General features: G+C 67.5%; 9 protein-coding genes. 3 read left to right on the top strand and 6 right to left on the bottom strand.

The window, feature by feature from the left end:
* Positions 1–49: 49 nt before the first annotated feature.
* The 5 genes from ribD to glyA all read right to left on the bottom strand — a co-directional run bounded on the left by ribD (position 50) and on the right by glyA (position 4,090).
* The gene (ribD, locus tag C1922_RS03365; protein WP_108748500.1) at positions 50–1,135 is read right to left on the bottom strand and encodes a bifunctional diaminohydroxyphosphoribosylaminopyrimidine deaminase/5-amino-6-(5-phosphoribosylamino)uracil reductase RibD; all 1,086 of its coding nucleotides are present in this window, start codon (positions 1,133–1,135) and stop codon (positions 50–52) included.
* A 121-nt stretch (positions 1,136–1,256) separates the two neighbouring features.
* Positions 1,257–1,778, bottom strand: a complete 522-nt coding sequence (gene nrdR, locus C1922_RS03360) for a transcriptional regulator NrdR (protein WP_108748499.1) — start codon at positions 1,776–1,778, stop codon at positions 1,257–1,259.
* Positions 1,779–1,873: 95 nt separating this feature from the next.
* Entirely contained in the window at positions 1,874–2,308 is a 435-nt protein-coding gene (locus C1922_RS03355; RefSeq protein ID WP_108748498.1) for a hypothetical protein, read from the bottom strand.
* Positions 2,301–2,768, bottom strand: coding sequence for a hypothetical protein (locus C1922_RS03350; protein WP_108748497.1), 468 nt, complete (start codon positions 2,766–2,768; stop codon positions 2,301–2,303). The genes C1922_RS03355 and C1922_RS03350 overlap by 8 nt, the downstream gene beginning before the upstream one ends.
* A 68-nt stretch (positions 2,769–2,836) precedes the next feature.
* On the bottom strand, positions 2,837–4,090 hold the full coding sequence (gene glyA / locus C1922_RS03345) for a serine hydroxymethyltransferase (RefSeq protein ID WP_108748496.1): 1,254 nt from the start codon (positions 4,088–4,090) through the stop codon (positions 2,837–2,839).
* A gap of 366 nt (positions 4,091–4,456) precedes the next feature.
* Here glyA and C1922_RS03340 point away from each other — a divergent pair, with 366 nt between their 5' ends.
* Positions 4,457–7,951: an autotransporter domain-containing protein gene (locus tag C1922_RS03340; RefSeq protein WP_159091848.1), complete on the top strand. Its 3,495-nt coding sequence runs from the start codon at positions 4,457–4,459 to the stop codon at positions 7,949–7,951.
* A 104-nt stretch (positions 7,952–8,055) separates the two neighbouring features.
* Here the strand turns inward: C1922_RS03340 and C1922_RS03335 are convergent, their stop codons facing one another.
* Positions 8,056–8,535, bottom strand: a complete 480-nt coding sequence (locus C1922_RS03335; RefSeq protein ID WP_108748494.1) for an RcnB family protein — start codon at positions 8,533–8,535, stop codon at positions 8,056–8,058.
* A 254-nt stretch (positions 8,536–8,789) separates the two neighbouring features.
* Here C1922_RS03335 and ettA point away from each other — a divergent pair, with 254 nt between their 5' ends.
* Positions 8,790–10,454, top strand: a complete 1,665-nt coding sequence (gene ettA / locus C1922_RS03330; RefSeq protein ID WP_108748493.1) for an energy-dependent translational throttle protein EttA — start codon at positions 8,790–8,792, stop codon at positions 10,452–10,454.
* 123 nt (positions 10,455–10,577) lie between these two features.
* A complete protein-coding gene (locus C1922_RS03325) occupies positions 10,578–11,894 on the top strand; it encodes an NCS2 family permease (protein ID WP_108748492.1) in 1,317 nt (438 codons plus the stop codon).
* Positions 11,895–11,997 lie beyond the last annotated feature (103 nt).

Raw genomic sequence — 11,997 nt, 5'->3', positions numbered from 1 at the left:
CTGCGTGGATGGCTCCCAGCGCCGACCAAGGTCGGCGCCTACCGCTGTGTCACGGGCGCAGCAGCAACCGCAGGTCCTGGCCCACCTGGCGCTGATCGACCACCCGCAAGCGACGCTGCTGGTCCATTGCCTGGATGCCAAGGCCGGCCAGCAGCGGGCGGCCGTTGTCGCCCAGCAGCGTTGGCGCCTGGTACAGCAACAGCTCATCCACCCAGCCGCCGCGCAGCAGCGCACCGGCCAGGGTGGCACCGGCTTCGGTATGCACTTCGTTGATGCCGCGCTCGGCCAGCAGGGCAAGCACCGCGCCCAGGTCCAGCCGCCCGTCCACGCTGGGCACGCTGGTGAACTCGGCATCGGCCGCGTCCGGCGCGCTCACCGCCGCATCGTGCAGGTACAGCGTTGGCGCCTCACCCTCGCGCACGCGGCCGCATTCCAGCGAGCGCAGGCGCGAGTCCAGCACCACGCGCAGTGGCGGCAGCACCTCGGTGTCGGCCAGGCGCACGGTCAGCATCGGGTCGTCGGCCAGCACGGTGTCGGCACCGGTCAGGATGGCGCCCGCACGTGCGCGCCAGTGCTGCACATCTTCGCGTGCGGCCGCGCCAGTGATCCACTTCGACGTTCCATCGGCCATCGCGGTGCGGCCGTCCAGGCTGGCGGCCAGCTTGACCCGCAGCCACGGCCGGTTACGCTCCACCCGCGACAGGAAGCCCTTGTTCAATTCGCGCGCCTGCGCGGCCATCAGACCTTCGGCGACGTCAATGCCCGCCGCGCGCAGCAGATCGAAGCCCCCGCCATCGACCTGCGGGAACGGATCGCGCATCGCGGCGACCACGCGCGACACGCCTGCTTCGATCAGGGCCAGCGCACACGGTGGCGTGCGGCAGTAGTGTGCGCAGGGTTCCAGGGTGACGTAGGCGGTAGCACCACGCGCCTCGTCGCCCGCTTCGCGCAGCGCGAATACTTCGGCATGCGGGCCGCCGGCACGCTGGTGCCAGCCCTGCCCGACCACGCGCTCACCGTGGGCGATCACGCAGCCGACCATTGGATTGGGGCGGGTGGTGTAGGCGGCACGTTCGGCCAGACGCAGCGCGTTGGCCATGTGCAGGTGGTCGAGGGCGGAGAACGAAGTCGTCATGGCGCCATGGTAGCGCCGTCGATCCCGCCGGGCATGGGCCGGCGCTACCGGCGATGGTCGTGGATCCGCGACGCGTGGATGGACGCCTCCGTGCCAACCAAGGTTGGCACCTACCGGGTGGTCAGCCCTTCTTTTTCTTGGTCAGGGCGATGACATCGCCCAGCAGCTGCAGCTGTTCGGTGCTGGACGGCAGGTCGCGTTCCAGCTTCTCGATCTCCTCGCGGAAATCGGCCACGTCCTCGAAGCTCCGGTAGACCGAGGCGAAGCGCACGTAGCCGACGTGGTCGAGCTTGCGCAGTTCGTTCATCACGAACTCGCCCACCTTGATCGAGGGCACTTCGCGTTCGCCACTGATGCGCAACTGGTGGACGACCGCGCGGACGGCGGCTTCGATCTTCTCTTCCGGCACGGCGCGCTTCTGCAGCGCGCGGTCGAAGCCAGCACGGACCTTGCGCTGGTCGAACGCCTCGCGGGTGCCATCGCTCTTGACGATGGCCGGCAGCTTCAGTTCGACCGTTTCCAAGGTGCTGAAGCGTTCGTTGCACGCCTCGCATTCACGCCGACGGCGGATCGTCGCGCCGTCTTCAGAGACGCGCGAATCGATGACGCGGGTATCGGCATGTTGGCAGAAGGGGCAATGCATGGAACGCCTGGCTCAGGGGGCAAATGCACCGCCACGGTCATGGCAGCGTCGCAACGGTACCTGAGAAGGCCTTGGGCGGCAAATTATTGTCCACGTCACGCCTTCCCTGGGACATAGCGCAACCACGCCAGATGCACTGCAGGCACCAGCAATGGCGGCCCCAGCACCAGATAGCCCAGCACCTGCCACGGACTACCGTTGGCCAAGGCGAAGCCGATGTAGCCCACCACGCCCAGCGCCGCCAGCCCGCCCAGCGCCAACCCGATCCATGGCAACGCGCGGGTGTGCCGCAAGGCCGCGCGGCCCTGCCGCAGGTAGCACACGCTCAGCCACAGCCAGCCGACCAGACCCGCCAGGCCGGCGGCCGACCACAGGAACAGCACGGTGCCTTCGTCGCCCCCCATGAAGGCGTTGCGGGTCAGGAACGTGTAGACCCCGAAGCCGGCCACCAACCCACCGGCCAGCAGCGCCGGCAGCCCGAACAGCAGGCCATGCCCGATGTAGATGCGCCGATGCGTGCGCTCATCCACGGTCGCGGCCCTGCGCAGCGGACGAGGCCGGGCCCAGCCAGCGCAGCCAGAACAGCACGGTGGCGGGCACCAGCAGCGAGGGCCCGGCGAACAGGCCGTTCAGTACCGTCAGGCCCAGTTCGGAAAAATAGGTCAGTGCCAGCACCAGCATCGGCAGCGTGGCCAGCATGCCCAGGGCCAGCTGCCACCACCAGCCCGACCAGGCCGCGCGCAGGCCGGCGAAGCCTTCGCGCAGCCAGAATGTACTGAGCATCACCCAGGCCAGCAGGCCCGACAGCCCGGCCAGCCCCCACAGCAGCAGGCCGCTGCCGAAGCGCAGGCTGTCTGCGTCCACGCGGATGAAGGCGAACACGCCCATCATCGCCGCGATGAAGGCGCCGACCGCGCCCAGCAGCAGGCTGGGCAGGCCGAACAGCACCGCCAGGGCGATGTAAAGGCGCTTGAGGCGGCGCTCATCCATGCGCAGGATTCCCGTGTGTCGAGGTCAGAGCCCTTTCCTGGCGGAAAGGGATCTGACCCCTGCTTCAATCAGCCGTAGACCGGGTACTTGCGGCACTGCGCGCTGACGGCATCGCGCACGCGGGCGATGACGGCTTCATCGGCCGGCGCGTCGAGCACGTCGGCGATCCAGTTGGCCAGGTCCACGCAGTCCTGTTCGACATAACCGCGGGTGGTGACCGCCGGGGTGCCCAGGCGCAGGCCCGAGGTCACGAACGGCGAACGCGGATCGTTCGGCACCGAGTTCTTGTTGACGGTGATGTGGGCCTTGCCCAGCGCGGCTTCCGCGTCCTTGCCGGACACGTCCTTGCCGATCATGTCGACCAGCATCAGGTGGTTCTGGGTGCCGCCGGAAACGATCTTGTAGCCGCGCGCGATGAGCGTGGTGGCCATCGCCTGGGCGTTCTTCACCACCTGCTGCTGGTAGGCCTTGAAGCCCGGCTCCAGCGCTTCCTTGAAGGCCACGGCCTTGCCGGCGATGACGTGCATCAGCGGACCGCCCTGGATGCCCGGGAACACGATCGACTGCAGCTTCTTGACCAGATCTTCGTCAGCACCCTTGGCGACGATGATGCCGCCGCGCGGGCCGCGCAGGGTCTTGTGGGTGGTGGAGGTGACCACGTGCGCGTGTTCCAGCGGGCTGGGGTACACGCCGGCGGCGACCAGACCGGCCACGTGGGCCATGTCCACGAACAGGTAGGCACCGACCTTGTCGGCGATGGCGCGGAAGCGCGCCCAGTCGATCACCTGCGAGTAGGCCGAGAAACCGGCCACGACCATCTTCGGCTTGTGCTCCAGGGCCAGCCGCTCGACTTCGTCGTAGTCGATCAGGCCCTGGTCGTTCACGCCGTACTGCACGGCATTGAACAGCTTGCCCGAGGCATTGACCTTGGCACCGTGGGTCAGGTGACCGCCGTGGGCCAGGCTCATGCCCAGGATGGTGTCACCCGGCTGCAGCAGGGCGAAGTACACGGCCTGGTTGGCCTGCGAGCCGCTGTGCGGCTGCACGTTGGCATAGTCGGCCCCGAACAGCTGCTTCAGACGGTCGATCGCCAGCTGCTCGGCGATATCCACGTACTCGCAGCCACCGTAGTAGCGCTTGCCCGGGTAGCCTTCGGCGTACTTGTTGGTCAGCTGGCTGCCCTGGGCTTCCATCACGGCCGGGCTGGTGTAGTTCTCGCTGGCGATCAGCTCGACGTGGTCTTCCTGGCGCTGGGTTTCGGCGGCGATGGCCTTGGCCAGTTCGGGATCGTAGGTTTCGATGCGGACGTCACGCGGGAACATCGGTCACTCCAGGCAGTAGGGGGACAGCGGGCCCGTAATTGTAAGCGCGCCGGGGGGCGGCGGCGACCGCGGCCAACGGGGCTTGGCGCGGCTGGCATGGCATGATGGGCTGGCCGTGCTGCGTGCCAATGGTGGGCATGAACACCGGGGGCAGCACCTCACGCGATGAATCCAGATTCTTGAATTGTGATTCACACCCCTGAAAACATGAACGATTTAGGGTAGCAAACCTAAAGCCCGCGAGATCGCCGCCGATACGCCCTGTCCAAACAGGGGAAAAATCGCGTGATCCATTCGCTCCACAGCTGCAAGCCTGCTTCGACACTGGCCACTCGCCGTACGTCCGCCCCCGCACGCCGCGCTTCCTTGCTCGCGCTGGCCGTGGGCCTGGCCATCAGCGCCGGAGCGCAGGCGGTCAATACCGTTCGCACCGCCGATGGTGACTGGTACGACGCGTCAAGCTGGACCGCCGGTGTGCCCAATGACACCAACTCCACCAACTACGCCTATATCGACGGGTACACCGTCGGGCTGACCACCGCCGATACCAAGTCCTGGCATGTCTACCTCGGTAGTTCTGCCGATGCCGTGCTGGATATCTCCGGTGTGGGCGGCTTGACCACCGCCACCGCCACGCTGGGTGTTGCCGCTGGCCACAAGGGCATTGCCATCGTCCACGGCGCAGACGCTTCGTGGCGGATCAACTATGACATCGGCGTGGGACACGAAGGCAGCGGCGAACTGTCCGTGCTGGGCGGCGCCTACCTGTACACGAAAAATGCCTGGGTAGGCTCGATGCCGGGCAGCGATGGCTTCGTGATGGCCGACGGGGCCGGTTCGCTGTGGGAGGCAGACACGATCTACGTCGGCAATGCAGGCACGGGCCGCGTGCAGATCAGCAATGGCGGCAAGGTCAACAGCAGCCAGATGCTGATCGGCAACGTCGCCAACAGTGACGGCCTGTTGCAGGTGGCCCAGGCCGGATCGGAGCTCACGACCGGCAGCCTTGGCGTTGGCGTGCATGGCCAGGGTGAGATGATGGTGATGGGCGGCGCGGTCGTCAGCAGCGATTCGGCCGTCGTGGGTGATGCCGGCGGCACTGGCACGGCCACCGTCAACAACATCGCCTCGCGCTGGTACAACAATGGCCTGCTGACCGTGGGTCGCGGCGGTACCGGCGCGCTGTCGGTCTACAACGGAGCCGGCGTCTATTCCAGCGGACTGGTGATGGCCGACCAGGGCGGCACCGCAACCCTGACCATCGGCAGCGACGGCGGCATGAACACCACCGGCGCGCAGACCGTGATCGGCAGGAACGGGCATGCCACGGCCAACATCTCCAGCCGGTTCTTCGCCAGCGACGTGACCCTGGGCGAAGCTGCTGGCAGCCAGGGGCTGGTGCAGCTGAGCGGCGCTGGTGGCGAATGGATCAGCGACTCGTTGGCGCTGGGCGATGCCGGGCTTGGCCGCTTCACCGTGAGTGACGCCGCTTCGGCAACCATCAATGGGTCGATCCAGCTGGCATCGGCCGCTGGCAGCGAAGGCAGGCTGGTGGTGAGCAACAACGGCGTACTGGCCGTGGGTGACACCACCTCGTTGCTGACGTCCATCAGCACCGGCGCCGGCACGGGTGACCTGGAGCTGTCCGGCGGCGTGCTTCGCAACCCGGGCTGGCTCACGGTTTCCAGCGACATGCGGGTAACCTCCGATTCGCAGTTGGATGCGATCGGCAACCTCGATATCCAAGGCAATATCAGCGGTAGCGGTGGCCTGGCGAAAACCGGCGCCGGCGTACTGATGCTCCAAGGTGACAACACCTTCATGGGTGACCTGACCATCAACCAGGGCACGTTGTCACTGGCCGGCAACCAGGCCGCCGGCAACGGTCGGGTGACCTTCGCCGACGGTACATCGCTCGGCCTGGTCAACATGACCACCCTTGCCAACAGCGTCCGCTTGCTGGGCACCACCGACGTGCACATTGCCGGCAGTGACAGCGTGACCTTTGCCGGCGGCGTAAGTGGCGCGGCCAACACTGTGCTGGAAAAGCACGACAGCGGCGAGCTGGTACTGGGCAGCACCCCGTTCGCCGGCCAGGTGCGCGTGCTGGGCGGCACCGTGCGCGCGGTCGGCAATGCGCTGCCCACCGGCAACATCGACATCGGCAGCGCAGGGACCTTCCAGACCGATACCACCCGCGTGCTGACCTATGCGGGCCAGCTGAGCGGCAGCGGCGTGCTGCGCCAGGGCAGGCATTACCTGGCCCTGACCGGCGACAGCAGCGCCTTCAGCGGCACGGCCTGGGTGAGCGAAGGCCAGCTGGAAGTGGATGGTCTGCTGGGTGGCCAGGTCAAGCTGGATCAGGGCGCTTGGCTGACCGGTCGCGGCAGCGTGGGCGGTGTGCAGCTGCTGTCCGGCAGCGTGCTGTCGCCAGGCAGTGCGACGGCAGGTGGCATCGGCCAGCTGCAGGTGAAGGGTGATCTCGCGTTCGACAGCAGCAGCCAGTACCGGGTGGATGTGAGCGCCAATGGCATCAGCGACCACACGCTGGTGACCGGTACTGCAACGCTGGGCAATGCCAGCACGCTGGCAGTGGCCGCTGAAGGCGACTGGCAGGCCTCGACCCGCTACACCGTGCTGACCGCCAATGGCGGCGTGGCCGGCGTATTCACCGGCGCCAGCAGCACCCTGGCGTTCCTGGCCCCGACCCTGGATTACGACGCCAACCACGTCTACCTGACGATGCAGCGCAACGACATCGCGATGCCGGACATCGAACTGGCCTTCCCCGATGTGGTAGTGAACAACAACCAGAAGGCCGTGGCCGGCGCGGTGGAAGCGCTGGGCAATGGCAACGCGGTCCATGACGCGGTGGTGCGCCTGGACGTGGCCGATGTGGTGCCCGCGTTCGACAGCCTGTCCGGCGAGATCCATGCGGCCAGCCGCGGCGCCCTGCTGCAGAACCGCTTCCTGCACGATGGCATTGACCGCCATCTGGATGGTGCGGCGATGGCCGGGCAGATCGTCCCGGGCGTGCGCGCGTGGGTGGCCGGCAGCAGCAGCCAGCGGCGTACCGATGCCAGCGCGCAGAACGCCGGGCTGCGCAGTTCGCAGCACGGGCAGATGGCCGGTGCCGGCTGGATGTTCGGCGATGCACTGGAACTGGGCGTGGCCGCGGGCCAGCAGCAGCTGGTCAGCCGCCTGGCCCAGCGCGATGCACGCGCCGAGACCGACAGCACCGAGTACGGCGTGTACGGCCAGTACCGCTGGCAGGGTCTGAGCCTGCGTGCGGGCGTCAGCCGCGCCGACTACCGCACCGACAGCACCCGCACCGCGCAGGTGGGCAGCACGCTGTCCGAAGGCCTGGCCGCACGCGAAGACGCCACCGGCACCACCGCCTTCCTGCGTGCCGGCTGGACCTTCGGTGGGCCGCGCCTGCAGCTGACCCCGGAACTGGAACTGGCACAGGTGCGCCTGCGCAGCGATGGCAGCCAGGAACACGGCGGGCACAGTGCCCTGCAGCTGGATGGCGAAACTGCCCGCTACCGCACCGGCCTGGCCGCGCTGCGCGCGGACTGGGACATCAGTGGCGGCCAGCGTGACCGTGCGGCGCTGACCGCGCGCGTGGGCTGGCAGGTGGCCGGCGGTGATCGCCTGCCGCAGGCCACCGCGCGTTTCATCGAAGGTGCGCAGGACTTCAGCATTGCCGCCGCACCGCTGGCCCGCCGCAGTGCGCTGGCCCAGCTGGGCGTGGCGGTCAGCCCGACCGACACCAGCCGTCTGTCGCTGCAGATGCAGGGGCAGCGCGGCGATGGCCAGCGCGATGTCGGCGCACAGCTGGATCTGTCGGTGGCGTTCTAAACGCAGAAAGGGGCCGGAGCCTTTTCCGTTGGAAGAGGTTCCAACCCGGTGCTGTTGGGGTCGCAGCCCTTCCCTGCGGGAAGGGCTGCGACCCCGTTGCTGCATCAGCGGTTGTTGATGATGTAGTCGGCGATGATGCCGGTGGCCACGGCCACCAGCAGCATGTTGCCGCGGTCGTCGCGGATCCAGTGGTGGCCGTACGGCGGGCGACGCAGGTGGTAACGCGGGTAATCGTTCACCACGTAGATCGGGCCACGGTAGTAATCGCGGTAGCGGTGCCCACGCTGCCAGCCGTAGCCCGGGCCCGGGCGATAGCCGGGGCGGTAGACCACGCGCGGCGGCGGCGCCGGGTGGTAATAGCGGCGGTCGTGGTCGCGGTTCCAGTCGCGGCGGGCATCGCGGCGATCACGTTCGTAGTCGCGACGGGCCTCGCGGACGTCGCGGCGGTACTCGCGGCGGTCGTCACGGCGGTCTTCGCGCCACTCGCGGCGGTCACGGTGGTCGTTGTCGGCAAACGCCGGGGCGACAGCGCCAAGGGCCAGCACAGAGGCCACGGCTCCGGCCATGATTCGGTTGATGCGCATGAGAAACCTCTGCTCGGGTGGGTGGTGAGGCCAATCTTGCGCATTGCGTCTGAACGGATATTGGCTGGAAACGGTTCCGATCTGCAGGATGTGACGCAGTATTCAGGCAGCGGCCAGCCCCGGGGGCCAGGGGCGGCGCGGGTGACAGGCGGTTCCGGCTATAATTGGCGGTATTCCATTTCAGTCTGTGCCCGCTGTCGTCCGGGATCTTCCCGCTGACGGACGGGTGCAGGGCCGCGCCCTACGGAGACCTCATGTCCTCGCAATACATCTACACCATGAACCGCGTGTCCAAGGTGGTCCCGCCCAAGCGGCAGATCATCAAGGACATCTCGCTGTCCTTCTTCCCGGGCGCGAAGATCGGCCTGCTGGGCCTGAACGGCGCCGGCAAGTCCACCGTGCTGAAGATCATGGCCGGCGTGGACACCGATTTCGAGGGCGAAGCCCGCCCGCAGCCGGGCATCAAGGTCGGCTACCTGGCGCAGGAACCGGAACTGGACCCGACCAAGACCGTGCGTGAAGCGGTGGAGGAAGGCGTGGGCGAAGTGCTGCAGGCCCAGGCCGCGCTGGAAGCGGTGTATGCCGCCTACGCCGAGGAAGGCGCCGACTTCGACGCGCTGGCCAAGGAACAGGAGCGCCTGGAGGCGATCCTGGCCGCCGGCGACGCGCATACCCTGGAAAACCAGCTGGACGTGGCCGCCGATGCGCTGCGCCTGCCGCCGTGGGATGCCATCGTGGGCAAGCTGTCCGGTGGTGAAAAGCGCCGCGTGGCGCTGTGCCGCCTGCTGCTGCAGAAGCCGGACATGCTGCTGCTCGACGAACCGACCAACCACCTGGACGCCGAGTCGGTGGAATGGCTGGAACAGTTCCTGGCGCGCTACACCGGCACCGTGGTGGCGGTCACCCATGACCGCTACTTCCTGGACAACGCCGCCGAGTGGATCCTGGAACTGGACCGCGGCCGCGGCATTCCGTGGAAGGGCAACTACACCGACTGGCTGACCCAGAAGGATGAGCGCCTGAAGCAGGAAGACAACCAGGAAAAGGCCCGCCAGAAGGCGATCCAGAAGGAACTGGAGTGGTCGCGCCAGAACGCCAAGGGCGGCCGCACCAAGGGCAAGGCCCGTCTGGCCCGCCTGGAAGAGCTGCAGTCGGTCGATTACCAGAAGCGCAACGAGACCAATGAAATCTTCATCCCGCCGGGCGAGCGCCTGGGCAATGCGGTGATGGAGTTCAAGAACGTTTCCAAGAAGTTCGGCGACCGCCTGCTGTTCGACGACCTGAGCTTCCTGGTGCCGGCCGGCGCCATCGTCGGCATCATCGGCCCCAATGGTGCCGGTAAATCGACCCTGTTCAAGATGATCACCGGCCAGGAAAAGCCGGATTCGGGCGAGATCGTGGTCGGCCCGACCGTGAAACTGTCCTACGTGGACCAGAGCCGCGACGCGCTGGAAGGCAACCACAATGTCTTCCAGGAGATCGCTGGCGGCCTGGACATCCTCAACATCAACGGCATCGAGATCCAGTCGCGCGCCTACATCGGCCGCTTCAACTTCAAGGGCCAGGACCAGCAGAAGATGGTCGGTTCGCTGTCCGGTGGTGAGCGTGGCCGCCTGCACATGGCCAAGACCCTGCTGCAGGGTGGCAACGTGCTGCTGCTCGACGAACCGTCCAACGACCTGGACATTGAAACCCTGCGTGCGCTGGAAGATGCGCTGCTGGAGTTCCCGGGCAACACCTTCGTCATTTCGCATGACCGCTGGTTCCTGGATCGCATCGCCACGCACATCCTGGCGTTCGAAGGCGATTCGCACGTGGAGTTCTTCCAGGGCAACTACCGCGAGTACGAAGAAGACAAGCGCCGCCGCATGGGCGACGACGCCGCGCCGAAGCGCCTGCGCTTCAAGGCGCTGAAGTAAGACAACCGGAAAGGCCGCGCTCGCGCGGCCTTTCTCCTTTGTGGGTCGCCACCCTTGGTCGCGACGCTTCAAGGCGTACCGACCAACGGTCGGTACCTGCCACCAACGGGTCGAGATTCCCCCATGTCCCTGTTCGAACGCCTGTTCCAGCTGCAGCAGCACGGCACCACCGTGCGCACCGAGCTGCTGGCCGGTGTCACCACCTTCCTGACGATGTCCTACATCGTCTTCGTCAACCCGGAAATCCTGGGGACCACGGGCATGGATGCCGGCGCGGTGTTCGTTGCCACCTGCCTGGCGGCGGCGCTGGGTTCGGCGGTGATGGCGCTGGCGGCCAACTTCCCGGTGGGCATGGCACCGGGCATGGGCCTGAACGCGTTCTTTGCCTTCACCGTGGTCGGTGCCGCCGGCCTGCCGTGGCACCAGGCGCTGGCAGCGGTGTTCATTTCCGGCCTGGTGTTCCTGGTGCTGTCGCTGACCGGCGTGCGCGCCTGGCTGGTGGCCGGCATTCCATCGTCCCTGCGCTCGGCCATCGTGGCCGGCATCGGTCTGTTCCTGGCGATCATCGCACTGCAGAAATCGGGCGTGATCATTGCCAACGAAGACACGCTGGTGGCGCTGGGCCCGCTGAATACCGCGCCGCCGCTGCTGGCCCTGGGCGGCTTCCTGTTGATCGCGATCCTGGAAGCACGCCGCGTGCGCGGCGCGATCCTGATCGGTATCCTGGCGGTGACAGCCGCAGCGTGGGCGCTGGGCGACGTCCAGTTCAAGGGGCTGGTGTCTTTGCCGCCCAGCCTGGCCCCCACCTTCCTGCAGCTGGACCTGCCCGGCCTGCTGCACCACGACGGCGGCGCGCCGATCGCGGTGCTGTTGCAGGTGGTGCTGGTGTTCGTGCTGGTGGAAGTGTTCGACGCCACCGGTACCCTGTACGGCGTGGTCGGGCGTGCCGGCCTGCTGAAGCTGCCGGGCGCGCCGAAGCGCTTCGGTCGCGCGCTGCTGGCCGACAGCACGGCCATCGTGGCCGGCTCGCTGCTGGGCACCAGCAGCACTACCGCCTTCGCCGAAAGCGCGTCGGGCGTGCAGGTGGGTGGCCGCACCGGGTTGACCGCGCTGGTGGTGTCGGCACTGTTCCTGGCCGCACTGCTGTTCTCGCCGCTGGCGGCGATGGTGCCCGGCTATGCCACCGCCCCTGCCCTGCTGTTCGTGGCCGGTCTGATGCTGCGCGAGCTGGTGGAAGTGGACTGGAGCGACCTGACGGAGTCAGTGCCGGCGGCGCTGTGCGCGCTGGCCATGCCGTTCACCTATTCCATCGCCAATGGCCTGGCGTTTGGCTTCATTGCCTATGCCGCGCTGAAGGCCGGTACCGGGCGCTGGCGCGAAGTGCACCCGGCGGTGTGGCTGGTGGCGGTGCTGTTCGTGCTGCGCTACGCGCTGGAATGACCGTCGAATGGGGTCAGAGCCGGTTGCTGTGCAACGGGATCCGACCCCGTCGGTTGCAGTTGGGGTCAGAGCCCGTTGCTGTGCAACGGGATCCGACCCCGTC

This window comes from Stenotrophomonas sp. ZAC14D2_NAIMI4_7, assembly GCF_003086675.1.
Classification (GTDB): Bacteria; Pseudomonadota; Gammaproteobacteria; order Xanthomonadales; family Xanthomonadaceae; genus Stenotrophomonas.
Note: the sequence above shows the minus strand (reverse complement) of the source record. Positions and strands in the feature narration are given on the sequence as shown.